This is a genomic window from uncultured Gemella sp. (assembly GCF_963525875.1).
Taxonomy (GTDB): Bacteria; Bacillota; Bacilli; order Staphylococcales; family Gemellaceae; genus Gemella.
The window spans coordinates 1-26,892 of the sequence record NZ_CAURMG010000023.1; the positions used below are offsets into that span (position 1 = coordinate 1).

28 protein-coding genes and 1 other RNA gene are annotated in these 26,892 nt (G+C 28.7%); 4 read left to right on the forward strand and 25 right to left on the reverse strand.

Features of this window, described 5'->3' with window-relative positions; translation table 11 throughout:
• Nucleotides 1-430: 430 nt before the first annotated feature.
• Nucleotides 431-1,366 (forward strand): 50S ribosomal protein L11 methyltransferase, encoded by a 936-nt coding sequence (gene prmA / locus RWQ73_RS05310; RefSeq protein ID WP_314407097.1) that lies wholly within the window; start codon nucleotides 431-433, stop codon nucleotides 1,364-1,366.
• 121 nt (nucleotides 1,367-1,487) lie between these two features.
• Nucleotides 1,488-2,501 (forward strand): hypothetical protein, encoded by a 1,014-nt coding sequence (locus tag RWQ73_RS05315; RefSeq protein ID WP_314407099.1) that lies wholly within the window; start codon nucleotides 1,488-1,490, stop codon nucleotides 2,499-2,501.
• Nucleotides 2,502-2,606: 105 nt separating this feature from the next.
• On the opposite strand, the gene RWQ73_RS05320 is transcribed toward RWQ73_RS05315, so the two are convergent.
• A complete protein-coding gene (locus RWQ73_RS05320) occupies nucleotides 2,607-3,287 on the reverse strand; it encodes a response regulator (RefSeq protein ID WP_314407100.1) in 681 nt (226 codons plus the stop codon).
• Nucleotides 3,288-4,886, reverse strand: a complete 1,599-nt coding sequence (locus tag RWQ73_RS05325; RefSeq protein WP_314407101.1) for an ATP-binding protein — start codon at nucleotides 4,884-4,886, stop codon at nucleotides 3,288-3,290. It abuts the gene before it with no gap.
• Nucleotides 4,887-5,263: 377 nt separating this feature from the next.
• Here RWQ73_RS05325 and RWQ73_RS05330 point away from each other — a divergent pair, with 377 nt between their 5' ends.
• Complete coding sequence (locus tag RWQ73_RS05330) at nucleotides 5,264-6,667, forward strand: amino acid permease (protein WP_314407102.1); 1,404 nt, start codon at nucleotides 5,264-5,266, stop codon at nucleotides 6,665-6,667.
• A 262-nt stretch (nucleotides 6,668-6,929) separates the two neighbouring features.
• Nucleotides 6,930-9,284: a hypothetical protein gene (locus tag RWQ73_RS05335; RefSeq protein ID WP_314407104.1), complete on the forward strand. Its 2,355-nt coding sequence runs from the start codon at nucleotides 6,930-6,932 to the stop codon at nucleotides 9,282-9,284.
• A gap of 237 nt (nucleotides 9,285-9,521) precedes the next feature.
• On the opposite strand, the gene trxB is transcribed toward RWQ73_RS05335, so the two are convergent.
• From trxB to RWQ73_RS05450, 23 genes are all read right to left on the reverse strand, one after another.
• Nucleotides 9,522-10,445 (reverse strand): thioredoxin-disulfide reductase, encoded by a 924-nt coding sequence (gene trxB / locus RWQ73_RS05340; RefSeq protein ID WP_314407105.1) that lies wholly within the window; start codon nucleotides 10,443-10,445, stop codon nucleotides 9,522-9,524.
• A gap of 17 nt (nucleotides 10,446-10,462) precedes the next feature.
• The gene (lgt, locus tag RWQ73_RS05345; protein WP_314407106.1) at nucleotides 10,463-11,266 is read right to left on the reverse strand and encodes a prolipoprotein diacylglyceryl transferase; all 804 of its coding nucleotides are present in this window, start codon (nucleotides 11,264-11,266) and stop codon (nucleotides 10,463-10,465) included.
• Nucleotides 11,267-11,269: 3 nt separating this feature from the next.
• Entirely contained in the window at nucleotides 11,270-12,214 is a 945-nt protein-coding gene (gene hprK, locus RWQ73_RS05350; protein WP_314407108.1) for an HPr(Ser) kinase/phosphatase, read from the reverse strand.
• 14 nt (nucleotides 12,215-12,228) lie between these two features.
• A complete protein-coding gene (locus tag RWQ73_RS05355; RefSeq protein ID WP_314407110.1) occupies nucleotides 12,229-12,621 on the reverse strand; it encodes a phage holin family protein in 393 nt (130 codons plus the stop codon).
• Nucleotides 12,622-12,857: 236 nt separating this feature from the next.
• Nucleotides 12,858-13,784, reverse strand: coding sequence for a manganese-dependent inorganic pyrophosphatase (locus RWQ73_RS05360; RefSeq protein ID WP_314407112.1), 927 nt, complete (start codon nucleotides 13,782-13,784; stop codon nucleotides 12,858-12,860).
• A gap of 78 nt (nucleotides 13,785-13,862) precedes the next feature.
• On the reverse strand, nucleotides 13,863-14,351 hold the full coding sequence (gene msrA, locus RWQ73_RS05365) for a peptide-methionine (S)-S-oxide reductase MsrA (protein ID WP_314407113.1): 489 nt from the start codon (nucleotides 14,349-14,351) through the stop codon (nucleotides 13,863-13,865).
• 194 nt (nucleotides 14,352-14,545) lie between these two features.
• On the reverse strand, nucleotides 14,546-15,451 hold the full coding sequence (locus tag RWQ73_RS05370) for a YihY/virulence factor BrkB family protein (protein WP_314407115.1): 906 nt from the start codon (nucleotides 15,449-15,451) through the stop codon (nucleotides 14,546-14,548).
• Between the two features lie 4 nt (nucleotides 15,452-15,455).
• Nucleotides 15,456-15,707 (reverse strand): hypothetical protein, encoded by a 252-nt coding sequence (locus tag RWQ73_RS05375; protein ID WP_314407116.1) that lies wholly within the window; start codon nucleotides 15,705-15,707, stop codon nucleotides 15,456-15,458.
• A gap of 226 nt (nucleotides 15,708-15,933) precedes the next feature.
• Nucleotides 15,934-16,125 (reverse strand): hypothetical protein, encoded by a 192-nt coding sequence (locus RWQ73_RS05380; protein ID WP_314407117.1) that lies wholly within the window; start codon nucleotides 16,123-16,125, stop codon nucleotides 15,934-15,936.
• Nucleotides 16,126-16,128: 3 nt separating this feature from the next.
• Nucleotides 16,129-16,728, reverse strand: coding sequence for a prepilin-type N-terminal cleavage/methylation domain-containing protein (locus RWQ73_RS05385; protein WP_314407119.1), 600 nt, complete (start codon nucleotides 16,726-16,728; stop codon nucleotides 16,129-16,131).
• Nucleotides 16,706-16,990 carry a prepilin-type N-terminal cleavage/methylation domain-containing protein gene (locus RWQ73_RS05390; RefSeq protein WP_314407121.1) on the reverse strand — a complete coding sequence of 95 codons (285 nt, stop codon included), beginning with the start codon at nucleotides 16,988-16,990 and terminating at the stop codon, nucleotides 16,706-16,708. Before RWQ73_RS05390 ends, RWQ73_RS05385 begins: the two co-directional genes overlap by 23 nt.
• Nucleotides 16,980-17,420, reverse strand: a complete 441-nt coding sequence (locus RWQ73_RS05395; protein ID WP_314407123.1) for a prepilin-type N-terminal cleavage/methylation domain-containing protein — start codon at nucleotides 17,418-17,420, stop codon at nucleotides 16,980-16,982. The genes RWQ73_RS05390 and RWQ73_RS05395 overlap by 11 nt, the downstream gene beginning before the upstream one ends.
• The gene (gene comGC, locus RWQ73_RS05400; protein WP_314407125.1) at nucleotides 17,395-17,727 is read right to left on the reverse strand and encodes a competence type IV pilus major pilin ComGC; all 333 of its coding nucleotides are present in this window, start codon (nucleotides 17,725-17,727) and stop codon (nucleotides 17,395-17,397) included. Before comGC ends, RWQ73_RS05395 begins: the two co-directional genes overlap by 26 nt.
• 9 nt (nucleotides 17,728-17,736) lie before the next feature.
• Nucleotides 17,737-18,783: a competence type IV pilus assembly protein ComGB gene (comGB, locus tag RWQ73_RS05405; protein ID WP_314407127.1), complete on the reverse strand. Its 1,047-nt coding sequence runs from the start codon at nucleotides 18,781-18,783 to the stop codon at nucleotides 17,737-17,739.
• The gene (comGA, locus tag RWQ73_RS05410; RefSeq protein WP_314407129.1) at nucleotides 18,758-19,750 is read right to left on the reverse strand and encodes a competence type IV pilus ATPase ComGA; all 993 of its coding nucleotides are present in this window, start codon (nucleotides 19,748-19,750) and stop codon (nucleotides 18,758-18,760) included. The genes comGB and comGA overlap by 26 nt, the downstream gene beginning before the upstream one ends.
• A 121-nt stretch (nucleotides 19,751-19,871) precedes the next feature.
• Nucleotides 19,872-20,234: a helix-turn-helix domain-containing protein gene (locus RWQ73_RS05415; RefSeq protein WP_084812676.1), complete on the reverse strand. Its 363-nt coding sequence runs from the start codon at nucleotides 20,232-20,234 to the stop codon at nucleotides 19,872-19,874.
• Nucleotides 20,235-20,444: 210 nt separating this feature from the next.
• Nucleotides 20,445-21,212: a tRNA threonylcarbamoyladenosine dehydratase gene (locus tag RWQ73_RS05420; protein WP_314407132.1), complete on the reverse strand. Its 768-nt coding sequence runs from the start codon at nucleotides 21,210-21,212 to the stop codon at nucleotides 20,445-20,447.
• 67 nt (nucleotides 21,213-21,279) lie between these two features.
• Nucleotides 21,280-21,462, reverse strand: a non-coding RNA gene (gene ssrS, locus RWQ73_RS05425) — 6S RNA.
• Between the two features lie 179 nt (nucleotides 21,463-21,641).
• Nucleotides 21,642-24,470: an excinuclease ABC subunit UvrA gene (gene uvrA / locus RWQ73_RS05430; protein WP_314407134.1), complete on the reverse strand. Its 2,829-nt coding sequence runs from the start codon at nucleotides 24,468-24,470 to the stop codon at nucleotides 21,642-21,644.
• Nucleotides 24,471-24,735: 265 nt separating this feature from the next.
• Nucleotides 24,736-25,161 (reverse strand): DUF4037 domain-containing protein, encoded by a 426-nt coding sequence (locus RWQ73_RS05435; protein ID WP_314407136.1) that lies wholly within the window; start codon nucleotides 25,159-25,161, stop codon nucleotides 24,736-24,738.
• 130 nt (nucleotides 25,162-25,291) lie between these two features.
• On the reverse strand, nucleotides 25,292-25,474 hold the full coding sequence (locus RWQ73_RS05440) for a hypothetical protein (RefSeq protein ID WP_314407138.1): 183 nt from the start codon (nucleotides 25,472-25,474) through the stop codon (nucleotides 25,292-25,294).
• Between the two features lie 313 nt (nucleotides 25,475-25,787).
• Nucleotides 25,788-26,303, reverse strand: coding sequence for a DUF1697 domain-containing protein (locus RWQ73_RS05445; RefSeq protein WP_314407140.1), 516 nt, complete (start codon nucleotides 26,301-26,303; stop codon nucleotides 25,788-25,790).
• A gap of 118 nt (nucleotides 26,304-26,421) precedes the next feature.
• Nucleotides 26,422-26,892 (reverse strand): Csac_0668 family 2Fe-2S cluster-binding (seleno)protein (locus RWQ73_RS05450; protein ID WP_399541086.1); only part of this gene is annotated, 471 nt, incomplete at its 5' end.

Consider the following 26,892-nt stretch of genomic DNA (forward strand, 5'->3'; position numbering starts at 1 on the left):
TGATATAAATATCTTATCAGTATGGGTTGAAATATTAAGTTTTGATTTTATTGTTTTCTTTATAAATCCTATTTCTTTCATAATCTTTGTCCCCTCAATTATTATACCATGTTAAATACTTTATTTCATGTGCCACACCCTTATTATTTGCTTAAATATTGAAAATGGTATAATATGTTGTAGGTATGTTAAATGGGAGTGACTCAAAAATCGTGATTTCGGAGAAATCGATTTTGTCGAGTCACCCCCGCACAGTTTATTAGATATCTAAAAAGCTTTTATAAAGCGTATTTAGATATCAATAAACCACTGCGTCTATGAGTTATCATATGAACTTTGTTAAATTTTATGACTTTTGGGGCAGTCACTTATTTTGGTCTTTTCGATCAAAAATATAATGAAAAAATTTAAAATATTTGTGAGGTGTAAAATGGAAAATTGGGTTGAAATTACAATTCATACTACTAATGAAGCTAGTGAAATAGTTGAGTCTATTCTTCTTGATTATGGTTCAACTGGGGTTGCTATAGAAGATCCTACTACTCTTGAGGAAAACTTACACGATGATTTTGGTACCATTGTTGAACTTAGTCCTGCTGATTATCCTGAAGTTGGAGTTGTTGTTAAAGGATACATTAACGAGCTTAACTTTGACGAAGAAACTTTCAACCGTTTCGAAGCTGAGCTTCTTGCTTTAGGTGAAAATATCAACATTGGAGATTTCTTCAAGATTGAAACTACTATTATTCAAGATAGCGACTGGGAAAATTCTTGGAAAGATTATTTCGATATTCTTAACATTGGTGAAAAATTCGTTATCGTGCCTACATGGCGTGAATATGAAAATACTGAGGATAAATATATTATAAACATAGATCCTGGTATGGCTTTTGGTACTGGAGGTCATGAAACTACTTCATTATGTATTAAAAATCTTGAAAGATATGTTCGAAAAAATGATAATGTTATCGATGTCGGTTGTGGTAGTGGTATTTTAAGTATCGCAGCTAGTTATTTAACTGATGGAAATATTAAGGCTGTTGACTTAGATAAACTTGCTGTTGATGTTTCTTTTGAAAACTTTGCGTTAAATAATCTTGAGAAAAGAATTGAAGTTGAACAAGCTAGCCTTCTTACAAAAGAAACAAAAAAATATAATATTATCGTCGCAAATATTCTTGCTCACATCATCGAGCTTATGATTGATGATGCGTATAACTTATTAGAAGATGGTGGTTACTACATCACTTCTGGTATTATCGAAGAGAAAAAAGATGAACTTCTTGAAAAAATGTTAGAACGTGGTTTTAAACTAGTTGAAGAAACTTCTGACAACGGATGGTATTCATTCGTAGTAACTAAATAATATTAAAAACTCTTGATTTTATATAAAATAGATATATAATCAAGAGTTTTCTTATTGCACTTTAAAATGTATTAAATTTGTTTTATAATAGCAATGAAAACACTTTATGAGGAGAGATTTTATGAGTAATAATAATTCGAAGCCAAATAATAATAATAATAACTACCCTAACCAGAATTATGGTAATTATAATCAAAATGAATACAACGGACAAAACAGCAATAATAACCAGTATCAAAATTATAATGAACAAGGTTATCAAGACGAATACAATCAACAATACCAAAATTATAATAACTCAAATCAGCAATATCAAAATAATCAACAGTATGATTACTCAAATCAAAATTACCAAAATAATAATCAATATAATCATGCTAATCAACAGTACAATTATCAGCAGTATCAAAATTACTCAGGTTCAACAAATAATCAACAATACCAAAACTACAGCAACGTAAATAGTCAACAAGGTTATAATCAACAATATCAAAACTATGCTGGTTATCAAAATATTAATACTCAATACAATAAACAAATTTCAAATAATAATTCCTTAAATACTAATAAGAAAAAGAAAAGTAAATTTGTTCCTATAGCTGCTAGCGCACTTGGAGTCATTCTACTAAGTGGCGGTAGTTTACATTACTATTCTAAATCAACTAACAAACCTCTATCTAGTATCATTCCGCTTCTAAAGAAAAATACTACAGAGGAAAAAATCTCATCTAAGAATGTAGAACAAAAGAAACAAGAAAATAAACCTGAATTTTCTAATGCTCAACTTGCATTAATCGGTAGAGCCTATGTTTATAATTCTACAGACTCTCATGTTGAAACACTAAAAACTGATACGTATTTTACAATGGAAGAGAAAAATGGAGGATACTTAACAAGTTTTGGTACATTAGGAAGTAATATATTAGTTCGTCGTGTTGATGATGGAATTGAAATTAAAGTTATCGATTATGACAAACCTGTAGGTCAAAGGGATTTCAAATTATTCAAAAAAGTAACCTACAAAGAAATTCAAGAAACATTCAAAAAAGAAGATATGGATAAAATTAATAAAGCAATAGCTGAATACAAAAATACCAACAACTATATATCTGGTAAATATAGAATTAACGACTAACTCCACCTCCTCAACTTACTAAAGCCTTTAACAAAAAAAGCTATCAAAACCTCATGGGCTTTGATAGCTTTTTCTTATGATAATGATGATATATTTTGAATTTTTTTAAAGCATTTTTTCTAATTTGTTTCGTTCAATAAGTGTAAATACTGATACTGGTCTTCCAGATGTATAGTACTCAGCATCTTCACTTAGAACATTTATACTTACTAGATGATTTAAATATTTTCTAATTGTAATTCTAGAAATATCTAGCTCGTCTGCTATTTGTTGTGTTGTAAATCCTTCGTTGTGTTGTTGGATAGCTTCTAGTACTTTTTTCAATGTTATTCTAGAAAGTCCTTTAGGCAAGCTGTCTTCATCTTCATCTACTCTTCCAGAATTTAAGTACTCGTCTATTAAATCTTGATTAATTTTCTCTTTTGATAATAAAGTTACATAATCATGAACTTTATCGATTGCTTGAGAAAATCTTTCATATGTGAATGGTTTTACCAAATAATCAATGACCCCATTAGATAGTGCAGCTTCTACTGTTTGAATATCATTAGCTGCAGTAATCATAATAATTGGGAATCCTTTTAATTCAGGTAAAAAATCTATACCTTGACCATCTGTTAAATAATTATCTAATACAATTAAATCTACTTCATTATTCTTTAAAAATTTCTTTGCATCTTCTAATGATGTAACATGGTTCATCCCGAAGTTATGTTCTTTTCTTTTAAAATATTCTTTATGTATCATCGCTACCATTGGATCGTCTTCTATTATTAGTACTTTCAATTAATGTACCTCCTCAATTGGTATTTCAATTATAAATTTCGTTTTACCTACTTCACTTTCAACGTCTATAAGTCCATTATACTTTTTAACAATTGTATCAACAGCATTTAGACCATATCCTCTATTCTCTCCTTTTGTTGAATATCCTCTTTCAAAGACATTCGCAATTATATCTTTATTTATACCCTTACCGTTGTCGTAAACACTGCAAAGTAGAATATTTTCTTCGGTGTTTAAGTATAAATAAACAACAACTTTTCCATCTTCCTTATTAGCGATAGACTCCATAGAATTATCTATTAAAACTCCTAAGATGATTAAGAGTTCATTATAAAGTTCATCTAGGCCATCTTTATTCAATATCATTGAATCTGGGTCTATTAATAATGCTATATTTTTTTGTTTAGCTTCTCTAACTTTTGCTAATAGAAATCCTGCTATTGCTGGTACTTTAATATTCTCTGAAATATGCCCAATTTTTTCATGATAATCGTCTTTTAAATATGTAATAAATTTCTCTACTTCATCATATGACTTCATTTCAATTAATCCATGTAAAACATGTAGTTTATTCATAAAATGATGGCTTTGTTCTCTTAAGCTGTCATTATATTTTTCAGTTCCACTAAGTTCTGTAATTAGTTTTTTCATCTCACTTTGATCTCGAAGTGTGACTACTGCACCGTATAATTTACCATCTTGATATATTGGATTTCTATTTATTAATGCTTCTATATGATTTAATAAAATTAATTCATCACGACTACTCTTATTTTTTTCCAAGATACTCTTGAAGAATAGTTCGTACATATCCTCAGGAATTTGCTCACCTTTTTTGATTTTTGATAGGCCTGCTTTATCTAAAATCTGGTTTGCACTATTGTTTTTAACGATAATTTTTTTGTTAATATCAATTCCAATAATTCCTTCAGAAACATGATCTGAAATTAAATTCTTCTCGATATAATTATAAGCAATCTCTTCTGGTTCATAATTCAATAGTATTTTTTTTAGTTTTCTATTATACATTATGGCAAGACCTACTGCGAATCCAATTCCAATCAATAAGGCAAGGAAAATTTTCTCTTGTGAATGTAATATCTGTTTTTTTACGGTTTCCTTTGTATAACCAACACATACTACACCAATATTGTTTCCAAATTCATCTTTTATTGCTGTGAAGAAACGTAATCCTTCTCCGAATTGACCACTTTGCTTACTAAAATGGTCACCTATTGTAAATGTTGAACTTGCATCTTCTATACTGGAAAATTTTTCACCGATAAATTCATCATTTGGATGTGTATATCTTGTAAATGTATCATCAGTTATTACGATAAAATCGGTCCCTGTCTCAGCCATTACTCGGTTAGTAAAATCTTGCATCCCTTTTGTAATTCTACGCTGCTTCAGTTCATCTATTACACCTTTGTCATTCGAAATTAATTTCGCGGTTGAATAGATTTTTTGTCGAATTATCTCATCTTCTCTCTTTTTTATATATTCTCTAACAAAAAAAGAGGTAACTAATAGAGAAACAACTACTAAACTAGTCATTATTATCATTAATCTAGTTAATGTACGCTGCCTTTTTTTCAAAGTTCTATCACTCCTCAACTTTTCAAAAACTTTCACTTATTATTGTTCATTATAAAGGAAAATCATTAGTATTTCAAGCCTGAAGTACAATAAAACGATATCAATAATATAAATTTAATGATTATATGTAAATATATTTCAAAAATGTAAATTTACATTATTTTATAATTCAATATTAGCATCTCTATTTTAAATATAATTAATATTGATAGCAAATAATTTCACGAAATTAACTAAATTATTATTTTATTTATCACATAAAAAAATTTTAATCTAATTTATTTTATTTTTACTTGAATAATTATGTATACTATGCTAGTATTTTATTAATGCAGTTTTGCAGTTATTAGTATTATTTATATTTTAGGAGGTTCTCTATGGAGAGAGATGCAAAAAAAATATTTTGGTATACTCTAGCATTCATGGCGTTTTCAACGGTTTGGGCCTTTGGTAACGTTGTTAATGGATACTCTGAATTCGGTGGATTAAAATCTATAGTTTCTTGGATTTTAATTTTTGTAATTTACTTTATTCCGTATTCATTAATCGTTGGTGAGCTAGGTTCTACTTTTAAAGATGCAGGTGGTGGTGTTAGTTCTTGGATAAGTTCAACACATGGAAAGCTACTTGCTTATTATACTGGATGGACAATGTGGGTTGTACATATGCCTTACATTTCACAAAAACCATCTCGTATTATCGCTGCATTTAGCTGGGCGGTATTTCGTGATAATCGTATTAGTAAAATGAATATCACATATTTACAAATTGCTTCACTAGTTATATTCTTAGTAGCTTTATTCTTAGCTGCTCGTGGGGTTAATTTAATTAAAAAGATGGCTATGTTAGCTGGTTCTTCTATGTTCATTATGTCATTATTATTTGTAGTTATGGCTATCACTGCACCATCTATTACTGGAGCTAAAACTTATAAAATTGATTGGTCATTGGATACTTTCATGCCAACATTTGATGTGAAATATATTACCTCGATTGCTATATTAGTCTTTGCGGTCGGTGGATGTGAGAAGATTTCTCCTTATGTTAATAAAATGAAAAATCCATCAAAAGATTTCCCTCGTGGAATGATTGCTTTAGTTATTATGGTTTGTACAACTGCAATTCTTGGGACTTTTGCACTTGCTTTAATGTTTGATACAAATAATATTCCTAAAGACCTACTTACTAACGGAACTTACTACGCGTTCCAAACTTTAGGTAATTACTACGGAGTTGGTAACTTATTCTTAGTAATCTATGCTATTGTTGATTTAATTGGACAAATCTCTGTCGTAATTATTTCTATCGATGCTCCACTTCGTATGTTACTAAGTAGTGCAGATGAAAAATATATTCCAAAAAAATTATTAGTTAAAAATGCAAATGATGTATATGTTAACGGATTAAAACTTGTAGGTGTTATCGTTTCTATCTTATTAATTATCCCTATGTTTGGTATTAAAGAAGTTAATGATTTATTCAGATGGTTGGTTAAACTTAATGCAGTTACTATGCCATTACGTTACCTATGGGTATTCGCTGCATATATCTTCTTGAAAAAATCAGCTGAGAAATTCCAATCTGAATACAAATTTGTTAAGAATAAGTTTGTAGGTATGGGACTAGGTGCATGGTGCTTCTTCTTAACTGCATTTGCTTGTATTTCTGGTATGTATACTCCGGAAAGTACTTTCCAAACAATTATGAATATTGTTACTCCAATTGTTCTACTTTCATTAGGATTAATCATGCCATACTTAGCTAAAAAAAATAATAAATAATTATTTATATGAGTCTGAGATCTATTTCTCAGACTTATTTTTTATTGTTATAGCGATTCTAAAACATAGTGATTTTATATATTTCAGTTTTTTTAATTTATCACCGCTATATTAAAATAGCTTTAGTAAAATGAATTTAGGTATTAATAAACTACTATGTTTATGAATATCTATTAAAAATTATAACATTTATGGTATCCCCTTGATTTTCTTTAAAATTATTCATATAATATTTATAATAAGGAATTAAGGAGATTTGTTTATGAATAAAAATAATAATTCACCTAATAAGAACTATAATCAGAATACTAATTATAATCAAAATGGTGAACAAAATTATAATGAATATTACCAAAATAATAATCAATATTATAATAATTATGAAAATCAGACCGATTTTGCAAACCAGAATGCTAATGTAGACAGTAGTCAAAATTACAACAACTATAACCAAAATTATTATGATTATAATCAATATAACAATAGTCAAGACTATAGTAATTATAATCAATATAATAATCAGGTCAATCTAGCTGGAAATCAATATTACGATAATTATAACCAAAATTACGATTATAATTATCAAAACTCTAACAACTACTACAATAATTATAATCAAGGTAATAATCAAAATTATACATACAATAATCAAGATTATACTCAAAGCTATGAATATGGTAATCAAGGTTATTCTCAAGGCTATGGATATAATAATCAAGAACAAAATCAAAATTATGGTTACAATAACCTAAATCAATTTCAGAAGTATAGTAATAATAATGTAAATACAAACAAAGAAAATAGCAATGGTCAAAATACCAGCAAAATATTAAAACAAGAAAAAGTTAATAGTTTATCAGAAACAAAGGCTAAACCTAGTAACGAAGTAAATACCGTAAAATATGAAGAAAATAATAATGATACTACTAATAGTAATAACAGAAACTTCGTAAATCATGAAAAACTTAATTCTATAAAAATAGAGCAAACAAATAATAGACAAAATTTGAATATCTCTAATCAGCTAGATTCTCAACAATTATATGGAAATGAAGAATATAATGCACGTAAAAAGAATCAACTTAATAATGGTTTTGGGCAAGGCGGTACTCAACAATTTAATCAAAATGTTGAACAAATAAATACGCATAGTAATGGAAATTATAACAAAGTAAATAATCAAAATATTCCACCTATCCCACCTATTATTAATAAAAATAAAACAACTAAAAAATCTTCAAAAAATAAGAAAAAAGGAAAAGGTAAGTTAGTCGCAACTATATGTTTCCTACTAGCACTTATACTTTTAGCTGGTGGAGGATATTACTACTTTAGTAAATACAAGAAGTCTAAAGTAGTTAATGAAAATGAAGTCTATGGCACTGTTATTCAAAAATATAAAGACGCGATTAACAATTTGGAGAGTGCTGATAGTTCTATTAATGTTCAAGCACTTAAAGCTGCACTTAAAGAGAAGAAAAATGACGATTATATCAAATACTTATTTTATGATATAGACGGAAATGGTAGAAAAGAACTTCTTATTTCTAGAAGTGATAAACCTAATAATCCTTTTGATATTTATACATTTAATAAGAAAAAAGAAGTAATTCGATTATTTGATCCTGAAACTATAGATATTTCAATTTTAGATAGACTTGGTGTTGATGGTGGTTCTAATAATTCTGGTTCTGCTGTATTTACCGATAACACTATTAGAATTAGAAAATTTGATAAAGATTCTGGTGAATATAATTTCTTAAAATTTATAGATGATGGTAATAAACTTGAGAAATCTACTGTCATCACTTTCACTGGACTAGACGTCGATAATAGTAAATATAAAGATCAAATGACAGGAAAAGAATACGATTCTAAAAAAGCATTTAATGAAGCATTCCCATTCCCTGATGTTATTCAGTTTGACTCAGAAGACTGGAATTCAGTATTAAACTTTGGTAATAATACTGATAATAATAATAATAATAAAGACAATAACCAACGTAAAAAACCTGATAATTATGAAGCTGCTTATGCTAGTATTCTGAAACCATATAAAGATGCTATAAGTAATGATAAACCTGACACAAAAGGTGTAAATACTGTTGCTATAAGTAATTATAAAGTTTACGGTAAAAAACAAGTTGGTAAAAATTTCCTAAATTATGGATTTTATGATATTAATGATGATGGTATAGATGAGCTATTATTATTTACAGAATTTGATAAAGAGAAGCCTAATGAATATAGTCCAATGGATGTATATACACTTGACAAAGATAATAAGGTTGTGCGTATTACTCCAGAATATGTTAATGGAGAGAGAACAAGACTTTCTATAACTAAGGATAAAATTTTCCAAGTTTATGGTTCTGGTGGTGCGAAAGTACATGGCTATACATTCTATAAACTAAGTAATAATGGATTATCACTTGAAAAAACAGATGCATTTGATTTTGATGGAGAAACAAATTCTAAAGTTTATAAGAGATCGTTCCCTTCAGGTAAAAACGAAGAAATTTTTGTTAATGATTTTAGAGACAAAATGGTTAATGCTAATAATCATATGAAATTTGACTTCGATAAACGTAAGAGCATTTTTGACTTTAAAGGATAAGAATGTATATAAAGGAAGCGACTCAAAAACCTTGATTTCATTGATAGCAATTTTGTCGAATCAGAGCCGCGCAGTTTATTAGATATCTAAAAAGCTTTTATAAAGCAAATATAGATATCTATAAACCACTGCATCTATAAGTTTTCATGTAAATTATTATTTAAATCTAGTACTTTGGGATCATCCCCTTTTAAAAACAAAGAAGAGAGGCACTAGTTTGAACCTCTCTTCTATTTTTTATTCTAATCCTTCTACATAGCTATACGCACTTTGTGCAGCTATTGCTCCATCAGATGCTGCTGTAATAACTTGACGAATTTCTTTTTCTCGTACATCTCCTGCAGCAAAAATTCCTGGTACTGCTGTTTCCAATCTTTCATTAGTTGGAATATATCCAGCGTCATTTGTAATACCTAGATCTCTGAAGTCTTGTGTTTGTGGTAACATGCCCACATAGATAAACACACCATCCGCCGGAATAGAGCTTTCTTTTCCAGTTTTTACGTTTCTTATTTCTATAGATGAAACTTTTCTCTCACCTTTAATTTCATAAGCTACACTATCCCAAACAAATTCAATATTTTCTTTAGCGAACGCTCTATCTTGTAGGATTTTTTGTGCACGAAGTTCATCACGTCTGTGTACTATTGTTACTTTTGCAGCTAGGTTTGAAAGATAAAGTGCTTCTTCTACAGCTGAGTCTCCTCCACCTATAACTACTACTTCTTTATTTCTAAAGAAAGCTCCGTCACATACTGCACAGTAACTTACACCTTTTCCTGAAAACTGCTCTTCTCCAGGTACTTCTAAATTTTTGTGTTCTGAACCTGTTGCTATAACAATAGCTTTGGCAATATATTCTTTTTCACCGGCAACAACAAACTTAAGATTGTCTTTTGTTCCAACTTTAGTAATATTTCCAAATGCAAATTCTGTTCCAAATTTCTTAGAGTGTTCAAACATTTTTTCTGATAACTCTGGACCAGTTACCATTTCGTATCCTGTGTAATTTTCGATCTCTTCAGTTGACAACATTTGTCCACCTGGGAATTTTCTTTCTAGCATAAGTACTGACATGTTAGCACGTGATGCATAGATTGAAGCTGTCATTCCTGCTGGACCTGCTCCAACGATAATTAGATCATAAATTTTTTCTGACATATTTTCCACCTTCTCTTTTATGATTCTTTATACAAAATCTTTTTATTTTTATATTTTGTATTAAGCACTATTAAGTATATCAAACTTCCTACTACAAATACTAGTGAAAGAACTTGAGAAACTCTTAAGCTTCCAAGATATAATGAATCTGTTCTCATTCCTTCAACTATGAATCTTTCTACACCATATAGGATTAGATATGCTGCAAATACCTCACTTTGAGCTAGTTTGTTTCTTATTAAAAGTAGTATTACTAGTGCAATGAAACACCATAAACTTTCGTATAAAAATGTTGGTTGGCGATATGCTCCATCAATATACATGTTTTCTATTATAAAATTCGGTATAAACCTATCTTCTAAATATTGTTTAGTAACTATTTCACCATATGCTTCGTGATTAAAGAAGTTCCCCCAGCGTCCAAACATTTGTCCTACCAATAAGCTTGGTGCAATTATATCTAAAAGTTTTATGATTTTAATTCCTTTTCTTCTTGCAAAGAAATACAAGACAATAAATCCACCAATTAATCCACCATAGATAGCTATTCCACCATCCCAGATGGCTATCATTTTTCCAAAATCTCCTGCATAGTGTTCCCATCTAAATATTACGTAATATGCACGTGCAAAGATGAAGGCTATTGGTAATGCAAGCAAAAGCAAATCTAGCATTGTATCTTGTTTTAATCCACGTTTTGTAGCTTCTTTATCAGCTAGTAGATAAGCAAATAGTACTGTTGTAGCAATGATTATTCCATACCAATAAACTGGTTTAGTGAATAAATAAAAAGCTACTGGATCTAAAAAACCTAATGTCATTTTTTATTTCTCCTCATTATTCATATTGTTTCGTTTAATTTCTTCTGCTAATTTTGTTGTAAACTCTTTAGCTGTGTTTATTCCCATTTGATTTAATCTGTAGTTCATTGCAGCAGATTCTATAATAATCGCTACGTTACGACCTGGTCTTACAGGAATTGTTTTTTTCTCTATTTTAGAATTTAAAATTTCTCTATATTCATCTCCCAAACCAATTCGATCATATTGTTTTTGATCATTCCACGTTTCTAGATGAACATTTAATTGTAGTCGTTTATCACTACGTACAGCACCAGTTCCGAATAGTGTCATAACATTAATAATACCTAATCCTCTGATTTCTAATAAATGCTTAATTAAGGTAGATTCACAACTTCCAATTAGGAATCCTTTTTCTATTTCTCTAATATCTACTCTATCATCAGCAACTAATCGATGACCACGTTTAATTAGCTCAAGTGCAATTTCACTTTTACCGATACCACTTTCTCCTGTTAATAATACCCCGATACCATATACTTCAATAAATACTCCATGAACTGAAGTTGTAGGAGCAAATACTTTTCTAAGATGATTTGAAATATTCCCCATTAGTTTCGTTGTATCTTGATTACATCTTAAAACGGGTGTATCATATTTATTTGCCGCTTCTTGTAGTTCCTTAGGAACCTCAAGATCACGTGAAATGATTATACAAGGAGTAATTCTTGTACATAACATACGCATTCTTGATTTTTTCTCAATGTCTGGAATAAGTTTAAAAAATGACAATTCACTTGTTCCTAGTATTTGAATTCTTTGTGGAGAATAGTGAGAGAAGTACCCTGCAAGTTGTAATGCTGGACGAGAAAGTTCATCCGTTGTAATTTCTCTATCTAAACCTTTTTCGCCACTAATTACTTCTAAATTTAATTTTTTTACAAGCTCTCTTGTTGTAATTTTTGACATAATTATTTTTCCTTTTATTTCATTTTAAATGTTTTAATTATTATTGTTCTTTCATCTGTTTTAAATATAAAATTGAAAAGCTTTATGGTTATAATCAAGCCAACCGCTGTCCAAAATGAAACTATTTCAAAATGTGGTGACAATATATAGGAAACCGAATATACTATTAATACTCTTACTAGTAATGAAAATAGTCCCAAGCTAAATATTGTTATTATTACTGTTAATAGTAATAATGGTCGAATTAATGTAAATAAAATTGTAATAAGTAAAGCACCTAAAAATCCGTATAAGGGATGATCAATTTTTAATTTACCATGTGTTAATCCGGAAAATGCTATTACTACTAATGTGTTTATTATAACCTTTTTCAAAAAGGGCCAATATATTGTTTTTAATGTTGACATATTTTTCCTCTCCCTCTTAAATTTGTTATATAAATTAGAAGGGAGTGACTCAAAAATCATGATTTCGTAGAAATCGATTTTGTCGAGTCACCCCCGCACAGTTTATTAGATATCTAAAAAGCTTTTATAAAGCGAATTTAGATATCAATAAACCACTGCGTCTATGAGTTTTCTTGTAAACTTTTTTAAATCTAGGACTTTGAGTCAGCACTTTCTTAAACTATATTTTTTAGTAATTATTTTGAAAACTCTTCTGTAATTTGAGGAACTACTTGTTTTTTACGAGATACAACACCTTCAAGCGTCATAAAGTCATTTTCAAGAGTTTTTCCAAAAGCTGCAGCAACTTTATCTTGTTTTTCACCTAATACTAACACTTCTGAATCTGATGTTAAAATGTTAGTAATTACAAATACATAAGCTGCTAATCCTTTTGATGATAATTCTGCATTAATTGCCGCTTCTAATTCTTCTTTTCTAACTGCTACTTCATTAGCATCAACTGTGTTGATTTGAGCTACAACTAATTTATCTTCTTCTAAGACAAATTCTTTAGCATCTAATGAAATTAATGTTTCTGCTGTTTTGTCTGTTGTTGAAGCTCCAGCTTTTAGCATAGCAAGCCCATATTCTTCTAGGTTGATACCTGCTATTGCAGCTAACTCTTCTGCAGCAATTTTATCGCGTAAAGTACATGTTGGTGATTTGAATAATAATGAATCTGAGATAATTGCAGATACCATTAATCCAGCCATTTGTTTATCGATATGAACACTTTGTTCTTCGTAGATTTTTTTCAGAATTGTTGCTGTACATCCAAGTGGTTCTGCACGATAATATAAAGGTCCCGCAGTTTCAAAGTTAGCAATACGGTGGTGGTCAATTACTTCACGGATAACTGCTTTTTCAATTCCGTTAGCTGATTGTTGAAATTCATTGTGATCTACTAGAATTACATGTTGTCCTTCTTCAACACCTTCGATTAAACGTGGTAAATGTACGTTAAAGTATTCAAGCGCATATTTAGTTTCATCATTAATTTCACCAAGTCTTACTGCTTCTGTGTCCATTCCTTGTAATCTTTTTAAGTTATTATAAACGATACTTGAACAAATTGTATCTGTATCTGGATTTTTATGTCCAAAAATTAAAATATTTGTCATTTTTTAGCTCCTTATTTTTATTTATACTTACTTATATTTTACCTTTTTTTAGTAATTATTTCAAATTTATTTTAAGTTTTATAAGCTTTTTTTCGCTAAACTTAAGTCAACATGGCAATAACCTGTTGGATTTTTTTCCAAGTATTTTTGATGGTATTCTTCTGCATCAATATAGTTATTTACCGCTTCAACTTCTACAGCGATTTTTTTAGTATAATTTTTTTGAAGTTCTTGAATAAATTTTTCTACCTCTTCTTTTGTTTCTTCATCAACATAATAGATTCCTGTTCTATATTGACGTCCTCTGTCTCCACCTTGTTTATTAATACTTACTGGATCAATAATTCTAAAATAATGACGTAAAACATCATTTAATGGTAGTACTGCGTTATTATATTTTAAGTAAATTACTTCAGCATGATCAGTATTTTTTATATTTTGATAAGTTGTTTCAGCTGTTTGTCCATTACTATAACCTACTCGCGTATAAAGAACTCCTCGTAATTGTGAAAAGTAACCTTCAACACCCCAGAAGCATCCTCCTGCTAAATAAATTTCTTTTTCCATTTTATGAACCTCTCTATCTATTCATCTTTCTGAATTTATTATCTATAATTATACTATAAAACACCTACTTTTAATATAATAATGCTTTATTATAGCCATACTATTAAATTTTTGTATATATTTCCGATTCAAATAAAAAACAGGTGCATTTCAAAAATGTACCTGTTATAAATTTACAACTTTCATTAGTTTTTTTATTCTGTTGTATGTGTTTCTTCAAATACCCTATGTTCAACTCTATAATTATGAAATATCGCATTAATTTCAGCACCGATAATTAATATATATCCCGTTATATACAACCAAACTATAAATGCCATTAAGGCTCCAATTGTTCCATAAGTTTTTATATAACTTGAAAAATGATCGATATAGTATCCAAACATTCTACTGATTAGGGTCCAAGATATCGTTGAAAAAATAGCTCCTGGAAAAACACTAATAGCTTTTAATTTTAGATTTGGTCCCATTATATACAGAAATAGAAATACTATGAATGTAAATAATATAGGAAAACTATAATTTAAAAATGACCATAAATTATAAAATCCTTCGTCTAAATTAAATTTATGGAATAACAGATATGTAAGTTGTTTACCAAATACAACTAGTGCTAATACAACAAACATCCCTACTAAGAATAAAACTGTAAATACAATACTAATTAATTTTGTTATAATCCAAATTCTTCCATCACGAACTCTAAAGGCGTTGTTAAAGGCAATAATAATTCCATAAATACCATTTGATGCTGACCACAATGTAAAAACAATCCCCACTGTGATAATTGTATTATTATTCTTATTATTTAACACTTCAGTAATCATATTAAATAAGTAATCACCTAAGTCGCCTGGTGCAAAGCTTTGTATTTTTTCTAGTAAAAATTGTTGGTCAATTTTAAAATATGGAGTCAAAGCTAGTGCAACTATTAACATTGGAAATAATGATAAAATAAAATAATAACTTAGATTCGCTGATAGTAGAGATATTTCATCATACATAACTCGATAAAACATCTCTTTAGCGAATTTCTTGATAGTTAACTTTCCTCTTGGACTTTCTTCATAGAAAGAATAATTTTTTTCTGGTATAAACATAATTTTATAAAATAAACTTAGCTACAGTTTTAGCCGCTTTGTAATACATAGGTAGTGAAGATATAGATAAAATATTAAATTTACCTACAGAATATTTTGATTTTTCTACTACAACGTACCCTTTTTCTTCTAGATATTTTTTTGATTGTTCTACTTTTCTACGTTCTTCTGAACTTAATTGATCTTTTTTTGGTAATACTGTTACTGCAGCAATTGCACCTGCTCCAATAAGTCCTAATAATAATCTTTTGCTCATTAATATCTCCTTTAAAATTTATTTTAATTTTTTGACAATATAATAATATTTTAAACCATTTAGTTAAACAAAGCAACAATTTATATACATTTCTATATTTCAAGTTGTATTACCTATAATATTACTAAATTTATTCATTTTATTAACCAGATTTCATTAGTTACAATAGATTTATTATCATAAATACATCCTAATTTCGATATTAAAATTAGGATGTATAACTTAATTATTTAGATTTATTGTTTTCTTGGAGTTGCTGTGTAATTTTCGTATCATAATAATCATTTAAACTTCTCATTGTATACATTTTATTTATGTATATACCTACAATACTAAACATAACTGCGATTACTAATATAGTAACAAGTATTGATGCTATTATAGCGTTCGCCCTCTTATGATTGAACTTATTACTCATACTCTACGCACCTTCCTTATTAGTTACTAGCTCTCCAGTTTTGTTTTTATTATTATTTTGTTTTTCCAGTTTTTCTTTTTCTTTCTTTTCCTTCTCTTCTTTTTCTTTTTTCTCTTTTTCTTCTTTTTCCTTTTCTTTATCAGTTTTTTCATCTTTCACTTTTAATATCATCTCTCTATTATTATCATTTTTATCAACAATATTAATATAAATAGTATCGTGTTCCTGTGATAAAGAATAAGATTTAATATTTTTTAATAAGAGAATATATCCTGAAAACGAATTAGAATCTTTAAATTTATCAATATAAACTCTATCTCCTCTGAAGTTAATCTTTACATCTTCTGAATCATCTTTACTCTTCATTAAGATGTAGTTATATTCCTGATTTACCTTAGCACTATTATTATATGTTTCTAAAATTTTTTTATGAGCTAATGCATATTCATAATTTGTATAGTCCAAAAATCTCTTAGAGGTATTAATAGTTGTTTGCAGTACTAACATAAGTAGTAGTGTCAAAATTATTAGTAAAAACAAGGAAACTGTTAATTCTAATAATGTAAAACCTTGTTTATTTTTAACTGTAACTAACTTTTTCACCGGTTTGTTCATCTTCAATCTTAGCTGATTTTTGGTCTACACTTATGTGATATTTTCCTCTAGTTGATGAGAAACTATGGTCTTTATAGTGACTACAAACTTCTTCATACAATATTTCTTTCATCTCTAGCTCTTTTTCTATTTTGGATATATTAGAATATTGTCTAACCATATTAGGAATTAGGAATACAAATAGTAACGAACAAATAAATAAAGCTCCTATTAATTCAACGAATGTAAAACCTTGTTTATTAAATTTCATCTAATGTTATATATCCGGTATCTAAATGAATAATTATTCTGTAAGAACTATTATCGAACTTTACATCGACCGTGTAAGCTTTAGAAACTAGATTTCCTTTCCTGTATTCAAATTTTACTGAGTTTGCTCCTAATATTGGTTTACCATTCTTTTTTAAGTTTTTCCAATGTTGTTGACCATCATAATATGCTAAGTATTCACTATCTTTTTCAAAAAAATGAATATAATTTCTACTATCATTCAAACTTTTTGTTTGAACATTATAAATATCTGATACTACTTCATTTACAGCGAGTCTTTCTTGATATTTTTCATAACTATTTATAGAAATTCTGGATAATATTATTACGATTATACTAACAATTAATAATACAGCTATCGACTCCACTAAACTAAAGCCCCGTCTATTTTTGTAATGTTGCTTTACCATTGGCTATTACTATTTTCTTACCATTTGGTGCTGTACTAGCTTTATCTGCTGGGCCATCTAAATAATGTTTTTCTACTAGTTTCTCAAATGTAACATCTTTATCTTTTTCATTAATTTCATATGCTGTTACTTGAGATTGTACTGTTTTTTCATATGCTTCTGAACTTTTATCTTTTGCAGTATCTATATTCTTAGTAATATTAGGGATTATAAGAATTAATAGTATTGCAATTATAAATAGCACGATTAACATTTCAATCAATGTGAATGCTTTCTTATCTTTTAATTTTTGTTTTAAAGTTTTCATAACTCCTCCTTATTTAAGTGAGCTAGCCATGTTAAATATTGGTAATAATATAACCATGTATAATCCAACAATAACAACGGCTAAAATACCGAATAAAATAGGTTGTAATTTTCTTAACGTTCTATCTAAACTTGTTAGAAATGTGTCTAACATTAGTTCACTAAATAATTTCAATTCTTTGTCTAATAAACCATTACTCTTTCCATGTCTTACAAATTTTTCCATAGATTTATCAAAGAATTTAATTTTAGCTACGGCTTCTTCAAAACCTATACCATTATCTAATTCAGACAAAATGTCTTTAGAAAATTCCGTTAAATAATAATCATAGTTTTCTTCAACCATAACTTCTAAGGCAGTTTTTAATGAAAATCCACTCATTAAAAATAGACTTAATTCCATAGAAAATCTATAAGAAAAATATAATTTCGAATAGTTCCTTACTTTTGGAATATATAAAAGGGTTTTTAAAAATAAATGTGGTTTATATCTAATTGTATAAATAATATAAACTATACCAAAAATGGTAAATATAAATATAATAGAAATGAATTTTGGAATATAGTATAATGATTTAATTAAAATAATTGTTTGGAGATCCATCTTAATATTAGATGAAGTATAGATGTTCTCAAATTGTGGAATTACTAAGGCATTAAACACCATTATTAGGCATATTAAAGTGAGTGTTAAAAATAGTGGATATCTTAAAGTTTTTAGTACCTTTTCTTGTTGTATTTTTCTTATTGTTAGATATGTTTCTACTTCTAGCAACATGTCTTCTATTCTACCATAATCTTCTGCAAATTTAATTTTGCTAACAATTAACTGTGAATAACCAAGATATCCCAGTATATCGGAAAGTTTATTTCCGTTAGAGAGTTTTTCTTTTATTTTTTCAATTTCGTCATTAGGAACCTCATATTGTATAAGTAAAAATTCTAAGGAATCTTCTAACATATATCCATGATCAATTAATTCATATAGACGTTTTATAAAATATATCTTATTCTCATTATCTAGTATTTTTTTAATATCCCCATTTTTCTTTTTCATCAGTTGTGATTAACCCCTTCTCACATGCTAATTCAAATTTTTGTTCTAATGAGACTCCTACTATTTTATTATTATCTATATATTCATGAATATCTTCTTTTTTCAATATTTCAGTTACTAATCCTCTTTTTCCGTTTGTTAAATTTACTAATCTTTGAGATATTATACAAATTATCGTTTGTTTTATGTCTTCTAACGACAAATTTAAATCTCTTAATCGATTTATAACACCTATAGAATTTTCTGCATGTATAGTACTTAATACTAAATGACCTGAAAATGAAGAAGTAACAACTTGACTAGCTGTTTTATAATCTCTAATTTCACCTATAACCATAGCATCAGGATCACATCGTAAAATAGATTTTAGCGCATTGTCATAGTTTATTCCCGCTTTCTCATTTACTTGCATTTGTATTAAACTAGATATATGCTTCTCTACAGGATCTTCTACAGTAATAACTTGCTTATCTTTACTAGCGAGTTCGTTTGCTAGTTTATACATAGATGTTGATTTACCGCTTCCCGTAGGTCCTGAAAAAAGTACTAATCCATAGGCTTTTTTAGAAAGATCGTTTATATATTTACTATCTTCTTCAAAAATACTGTAATCAACATCTTCTAATTCGTTTATAAATATCCTTACTACGCAGCCTTCATTTAATTCGCTAAGAGGTAAAGTAGATACTCGTAAAAAGTAATCTTTTTCATTATAATTATAAACAAATCTCCCACTCTGTGGTTCTTTATTTCTTGATATGTCAATGTTTGAATTGAATTTCAGAAGCGATATAACTGCTTCTAACTCCCTATTTGAAAATTTTTCATATTTACTCAGATGACCATTTACTCTGAGTTTGATAAAGGAATTTCCCGATTTATCTGGGTATATATGGATATCACTGGCTCTTTTGTCTATTGAATCATTAATTATCTTATTCATTAAGTTTTTTACATCAATAGTCATCACCCCATTTCCTAAAAGAAAAGGAAAAATGTAGGTTAAGTATTTCTACTTAGCCTACATTTTAAAAACTATTAATTTAATTTACTACGTTATAACTCTATAGCCTAAGTATTTGAGTATGTTATAGATTTATATTTCTAGAAAAAGAATATCCCCTAAATCTTCTCAAAACTTCTTCTACTAATTTACAATCCTCACTATCTAATGATTTAATCATATCAATTACTTCAAAGTGAGTGTCTGCCAACTCTTCTGGTTCCCCTTTTTCTGTTTTATACCCCACAAGCTCATCTATTGAAACGTTATACAGTTTTGCAATAGATACTAGTGTCGCTACATTAGGTTCGTTTCTACCGTATTCCCAGTTAGCATATACACCGTGAGATGATAACTCTAGTTTATCTGCTACAGTTGACATAGAGTAATTGTTCATTTTTCGAAGTTTTTTTAAGTTTTGTGCCAGTAATGTTCCTTTATTCTTCAAAGTAATCCTCCTTTCTCATCTATAACCATTATACCTTGTTTTTTATAAAAAATCAAATTAAATTATAAATTTTCGAACCTTTTTTTCATGCTAATATAAAATATAATTTTCAAATTCTGTGTAACATTTACAGAAAAACTGCTATAAACTCTGATATGTCAACTATAGCAAAAAACAAAACAACGCTAAATTTAGCGTTGTTTCCATTCATTAAATAGGTTTTTCAACAGTTAATATTTTTATATTTTTCAATAAATTTGTATAAACATAATTTGCTGCTATAAGTCCAGCAGTTGATGGACAAAATGCGTTCGATGCTGGTGGAATTTTCGCTTTTCGTATATCTGAATCTTGTTTACCAATTTTTTCTAGATATTCTTTGTTTGCAATTGTTGGACTTTCTGTAGAAAATACTACGGGAACTTTCCCTCTTATTTTCTCTTTTTTCAATTTAGTTCTTAATACTTTTGCTAATGGACATACTGTAGTTTTACTTATGTCTGCAATTTGGAATTTTGTTGGATCTAGTTTATTTGCAGAACCCATCACACTAATCACTGGTATATTATTTGCTAAACAATGTTTTATTAAATGTATTTTAAAAGTTACCGTATCGCATGCATCTATTACAAAATCTAATGGTTTCTCATAAAACACAGGATATGTTTCTTCTGTATAAAAGTCTTGAATAGTAGTAACTTCACACTCAGGATTAATATCTAAAATTCTTTTTCTCATTTCTTCAACTTTACTACACCCTACTGTTTTTGTTGTAGCATGAATCTGTCTATTTACATTCGTTATATCTATATTGTCTTTATCCATAAGTACAAACGAACCTACTCCAGAACGCGCTAATGATTCTGCAGCAAAAGATCCTACACCTCCTACTCCAAGAATTCCTACTCTTTTATTTTTTAAAATTTCTAAACCTTCAGTTCCTATTACTAATTCGTTTCTTGAAAATTGATGTAACATTTCTTTCTCCATTTTATTCTATCTTAATTAATTAAAAAAAGACTGGCAATATTTAAAATCCAGTCTAAAAAAAACCAAAACGCCGTAGATTCTTACCTTAATTGGTCCTGATATAATCAGGTGGGTACGATAGCCTTATCTTCTAAAGTCTTCTCTAGGAAGCATTTTATACTAGTAAGTGATTTTCGTTCCCGTTCAAAAAGTGTTAGGCCCGAATGTATGGTAAGTCTTACAAGCGCTTTAGTTGTATATCTATATTTTACCACACTTAGATTATTAAAACAACCTCAAAATTTGTATAATCATGTTTTTATTTTTGAATTTTTTCAATAAATACCATATTAAAAATGGTTTTCATAAACTAAATTATTTTACAAATATCTTTTAATAATCAATTATTTTAAACTTAATTTTTTTATTATGATTTTATTAATTTAATAGCTTTTTCAAAAATTTTCCAGTATAACTTTCATTATTTTCAATCAGCTCTTCAGGAGTACATTCTGCTAGAATTGTTCCTCCTCCTACTCCACCTTCTGGACCAAGGTCTATTAGGTGGTCACAACACTTAATTACATCTAAATTATGTTCAATAACTACAACAGTATTCCCTCCGTCAACTAATTTATCTATTATTTTGATTAATCGACTTATATCATCAATATGTAATCCAGTTGTAGGTTCATCTAGAATATATAGCGTTTTTCCTGTTGACTTTTTATATAATTCACTTGCTAGTTTAACTCTTTGTGCTTCTCCCCCTGATAGGGTAGTTGCACTTTGCCCTAATCTAATGTAATCAAGTCCAACATGAACAAGTGTTTCTAGTTTATTTTTAATTTTCGGAATGTTTTCAAAGAATTCATATGCTTCTTTAATAGTCATATCAAGTACATCACTGATACTTTTCCCTTTATATTTTACTTCCAAAGTTTCTCTATTATATCGTTTTCCTTTACATACTTCGCAAGGAACGTAAACATCAGGTAAAAAGTGCATTTCTATTTTTAATATTCCATCTCCACTACATGCTTCACATCGACCACCTTTAACATTAAAGCTAAAGCGACCTTTCTTATAACCACGTAATTTCGATTCATTGGTGCTGGCGTATAAATCCCTTATATCATCAAAAACACCCGTGTATGTAGCTGGATTACTTCGTGGTGTTCTTCCAATTGGACTTTGATCAATATCTATTATTTTATCTATATTACCGTCGATTCCCTCTACAGATTTAACTACGGTAGTATCGATTTCTTCTTTATTAAGAACATTCTTCACAGAATTAAATAATATTTCATTAACTAGCGTTGATTTACCACTTCCAGAAACACCAGTTACTCCTATAAATTTTCCAAGCGGGAATTTTACACTAACGTCTTTTAGATTATTTTTTCGTGCTTTTTTAATAATAATATTTTCACCGTTACCTTCTCTTCTTTCGTTAGGCACTGCTATTTTTTTGCGTCCAGATAAGTAGGCACCAGTAATTGAATTTTCGTTTTCCATTATTTCCTTAGGGGTTCCTACTGCTACAACTTGTCCACCGTGTTCACCCGCTTTAGGCCCGATATCCACAATATAGTCACAAGCCAACATTGTATCTTCATCATGTTCTACAACTAACACAGTATTCCCTAGATCTCTCATAGAAAGCATAGTATTAATAAGTTTTTCATTATCTCTTTGGTGTAAGCCTATTGAAGGTTCATCAAGAATGTATGTAACACCCATAAGCTTCGAACCAATTTGCGTTGCTAATCGTATACGCTGTGCTTCACCACCCGATAATGTTCCAGATGATCTATCTAGTGTTAGATAATCTAAACCAACATCATTTAAAAACTGTAATCTTGATTTAATTTCTTTAAGTACTAGTTTAGCTATTGCATAGTTTTTTTCACTTAGTTTTATATTTTGGAAAAATTCATAACTATCTTTAATAGACATTTCACAGATTTCTGCAATATTTTTTTCTGCAACATACACTGATAAGATTTCTGGTTTTAATCTTTGACCTTTACAGCTACGACATGAGTCTTCCTTAATATACTTAGCCATTGCTTCTCTTGTAGCCCTTGTCATACCAGATTTATAACGTCTAAGAATATTATTTGCTACTCCTTCAAAATATACTATACGTGAACGCATAACTCCTTCATCATTAATATATTTATGAGTTATTTCTTCTTGATCATTTCCATATAAAATAATTTGTTGTTGTTCATTTACTAAATCTTTAAATGGAATATCCATATCAATTCCGAAATGTTCACAGGCACATTTAATTAAACTTGGATAATATGTTGATGTCGCATTATTATAAACTAAAATTGCACCTTCATTTATCGATAAGTCTTTTTGAATAATTTTATTAACATCTACTGTTTCATGCATTCCTAAACCATCACATTCTGGACATGCTCCTTGTGGATTGTTAAACGAGAAAATACGAGGCTCTAAATCACCTAAAGTAAAATCGCAGTGTTTACAACTATACTTAGTTGAGAATAGTTGTGTAGTTTCTTCTTTAACATCATCTATTTCTACTAAATCATTATTAGAAAGGTTCAATGACGTTTCTAATGAATCAGCTAAACGTGTTTCAATCCCTTCTTTAATGACTACCCTATCGATAATTACACTGATTGAATGTTTTTTATTTTTATCTAATTCTGGAATATCTCCTACTTCATATAATTCACCATCAATTTTGAATCTAATATATCCATCTTTTATTAGTTTATCTATTAATTTTTTGTGTGTACCTTTTTTATCTTTAACTATAGGTGCTACTATTTGGATTCTACTACGTTCTGGCATTAACATAATAGCATCTACGATTTGACTTATTGAACTACTCTCAATCTTTTCATGATGATTAGGACAGTAGATTTCTCCAACTCTTGCATAAAGTAGACGTAGATAATCGTAAATTTCTGTTACTGTTGCTACAGTTGATCTAGGGTTTTTTGATGTTGTTTTTTGATTTATTGATATTGCTGGTGATAATCCTTCAATAAGATCAACGTCTGGCTTTTCAAGATTACCTAAGAATTGTCTAGCATATGCACTTAAACTTTCCACATAACGACGTTGTCCTTCAGCATAAATAGTATCAAATGCCAGTGAACTTTTACCACTCCCGCTTAATCCAGTAATAACAACAAACTGATCACGTGGGATTTCTAAGTCTATATTTTTAAGATTATTTTCCCTTGCTCCTTGTATTACAATTTTATTTTTCTTTTGCATATATACCTCAATGTTTCTATACAATCAACTTTTATTTTTTCTTAGCAAAAGCTTTAAGTACACATATAGCTTTATATAGTGTTTTTCATCATAAGCCTTTACTCAACTCTCTTATTATAACATAAATATAAATGAATATAAAAAAAGAAAGTTTTGAAAAATTAGTTCAAAACTTTCAAAGTATAATAAATGATACTAAAATCGATGAAAAATAATTAGAAAATTTATACTGCACAAAATTCAGCATCCTATAATATATCAGAAATTAAATAATATCTTCTAAATTTTTTATAATATTTTTTAAATTATTTTCTACATGCTCTAAAGTACTTCCCATACTATTTAATAATTCATTCATATTCTCTTCAAAATCCTTAGGGAGAATTTTAGAATGTTCTTTAGCGTACAATATCATTCTCTTTTCTCCTGGATGAGTAAGTTCATTTATCGCAAATATAATATCAAAATAAGATTCTATAAATGCTGCGATACGATGATTTACACTCACAAAATCTCCGCGATCAAATACCTTTATAATCTGTTTATCATAAGAAGGTAAATTCCCTGTTAATAAACGAAAATTTTTTGAAATAATATTTTCTTTTAACTCCTTAGGAAATGGAACTTCAAATCTTTCTTGTAAATTATAAAATTCTTTATGTGGATCATAAAGTACTCTACTATTTTTCAAATTATGCCAAAAGCATGTCGTGTATCCGTTACTCGCTTGATGTTTTTCAACAACATTTTCTATATTATTCTCAAAATCATTTATATTTCTATAAATAATATCTATGTCTATTTCATCAGATAAAGTACAATTATCTTCTACTTCCCAAAATTAATTTTCTAACATCTTTATTAGGTATATTTTTACAATAAATATATAGATCATAATCAGAACTTCTATCATAGTTATTACCACTTCTAGAACCACCCAATACTATTTCCATTATTTCTGATAATTTAGTAAATTCAAACCAAAGACTATTAAATACTTCCATTTCATTATCCTTCCTACGTCGATATAATTACTATTACATATTATTCTAACATACATCCTTATTTGTTTATATAGATATTTTAAACTTTTACTAAATATTAAGAAAAAAATGGAGTGACTCAAAAATCGTGATTTCTGAGAAATCAGTTTTGTCGAGTCACCCTCACAAAGGTTCTGGGTCCATAATAAATACGGCTGATATTTATTATCAACCGTATTTATTATAGACCCAGAAAAAACAGTAAACCTTTTTTGATTTACTGTTCTTGTATTAGTTATGTTTAATTGTTACTTCAATAAGCTGGTGTTTATTCCTATTTCTTACATAATTCGACTAAATGTTCAACAACATTTAATTTCCTCATTGTCATGGTTATTGAAAGCTGTTTTTCAAGATAATTAGTATTCAATCTTTTAGGACTTGCACCTCTTGGAAGATACATATATAAACATTCAGAACCAATAATAAACTTTTCATCTCCAAAGTCTTTATTTTCCAGTTTTTTTAGTTCATCTTTTCCCATACTATCATTAGTGAATACTAAATGTATTCTTGAAAAATCATAATTTTCATTAAACGGATTTTTCTCAATAGCTATCTGTAATTGATTTTTTTCTTTTATAATGACACTTAAATCTGCTCCTATTTCTTTAGCTATTGTGTCATGAATTAACTTTGCTGTTTCCCCTTTTGATAACTCTGTTTCCAAAATAACATTACCACTTTGAATATAAGTCTTTACTTTTTTTAGTCCTACTTTTTCAAGTATCTCTACCAAAAATGACATTTTAGGTATTCTATTTTTTCCTGTCGGTGTTACTCCTCTCAACCCCTATGGTTAAGGGGAACATATCCACACTCGTAGTCGGAAACATATCCAACATTGGCTCTCGTTTGTGGGAAGATATCAACGGTTTTGTCTGTTCGTGAGAACATATCAACTCAAATCATTTCATGGTTAATCCCTTATCAATGGCTTCCTGAATAATCTTATGACAACATACCCCCAAAGGATTGTTTTCCTTACAAAGCGAATTTTTCATTGCTCCAGTTATAGCATTTACTTCTTTAACGGTTTTAGCACCATGCTTTACAACTGCTTCAATTACCTGATCTTCTGTGACTTTGCTGCAATAACAAGCATACTTAGGATCTGCATCTTTCTTAAACCAGATAGGAACCCTAACTTGGTCTTTTAAGAATTTTATTTCTTTATCTAAGTTATAGTAAATAACGTCGCAGTCCTCATTCATGCATATCTTATATTGATCTCCATCAACGGCATTACGATAATCATCTGTCACCAAGTGTTCAACGGTTATCCTACTAACTGTTACTCCTTTATTATTACAGACAGGGCAACTCTCCTTTGTTCTATTTAAATTTTGTGTGATACATTCACAGCAACATTCATCAAT

Coding starts and splice junctions, on each gene's coding strand:
- RWQ73_RS05330 (WP_314407102.1), top strand. CDS start 5,264: ATGGAGAGAGATGCAAAAAAAATATTTTGGTATACTCTAGCATTCATG.
- msrA (WP_314407113.1), bottom strand. CDS start 14,351: ATGGAAAAAGAAATTTATTTAGCAGGAGGATGCTTCTGGGGTGTTGAA.
- lgt (WP_314407106.1), bottom strand. CDS start 11,266: ATGACATTAGGTTTTTTAGATCCAGTAGCTTTTTATTTATTCACTAAA.
- RWQ73_RS05440 (WP_314407138.1), bottom strand. CDS start 25,474: ATGGAAGTATTTAATAGTCTTTGGTTTGAATTTACTAAATTATCAGAA.
- comGB (WP_314407127.1), bottom strand. CDS start 18,783: ATGAAAAAGAAAAATGGGGATATTAAAAAAATACTAGATAATGAGAAT.
- hprK (WP_314407108.1), bottom strand. CDS start 12,214: ATGTCAAAAATTACAACAAGAGAGCTTGTAAAAAAATTAAATTTAGAA.
- RWQ73_RS05335 (WP_314407104.1), top strand. CDS start 6,930: ATGAATAAAAATAATAATTCACCTAATAAGAACTATAATCAGAATACT.
- RWQ73_RS05380 (WP_314407117.1), bottom strand. CDS start 16,125: ATGAGTAATAAGTTCAATCATAAGAGGGCGAACGCTATAATAGCATCA.
- prmA (WP_314407097.1), top strand. CDS start 431: ATGGAAAATTGGGTTGAAATTACAATTCATACTACTAATGAAGCTAGT.
- RWQ73_RS05420 (WP_314407132.1), bottom strand. CDS start 21,212: ATGTTACATCAATTTTCAAGAAACGAATTAGTAATAGGAACTGAAGGT.
- RWQ73_RS05355 (WP_314407110.1), bottom strand. CDS start 12,621: ATGTCAACATTAAAAACAATATATTGGCCCTTTTTGAAAAAGGTTATA.
- RWQ73_RS05315 (WP_314407099.1), top strand. CDS start 1,488: ATGAGTAATAATAATTCGAAGCCAAATAATAATAATAATAACTACCCT.
- RWQ73_RS05390 (WP_314407121.1), bottom strand. CDS start 16,990: ATGAAATTTAATAAACAAGGTTTTACATTCGTTGAATTAATAGGAGCT.
- RWQ73_RS05395 (WP_314407123.1), bottom strand. CDS start 17,420: ATGGTAAAGCAACATTACAAAAATAGACGGGGCTTTAGTTTAGTGGAG.
- comGA (WP_314407129.1), bottom strand. CDS start 19,750: ATGACTATTGATGTAAAAAACTTAATGAATAAGATAATTAATGATTCA.
- RWQ73_RS05375 (WP_314407116.1), bottom strand. CDS start 15,707: ATGAGCAAAAGATTATTATTAGGACTTATTGGAGCAGGTGCAATTGCT.
- uvrA (WP_314407134.1), bottom strand. CDS start 24,470: ATGCAAAAGAAAAATAAAATTGTAATACAAGGAGCAAGGGAAAATAAT.
- RWQ73_RS05370 (WP_314407115.1), bottom strand. CDS start 15,451: ATGTTTATACCAGAAAAAAATTATTCTTTCTATGAAGAAAGTCCAAGA.
- RWQ73_RS05360 (WP_314407112.1), bottom strand. CDS start 13,784: ATGACAAATATTTTAATTTTTGGACATAAAAATCCAGATACAGATACA.
- comGC (WP_314407125.1), bottom strand. CDS start 17,727: ATGAAAACTTTAAAACAAAAATTAAAAGATAAGAAAGCATTCACATTG.
- trxB (WP_314407105.1), bottom strand. CDS start 10,445: ATGTCAGAAAAAATTTATGATCTAATTATCGTTGGAGCAGGTCCAGCA.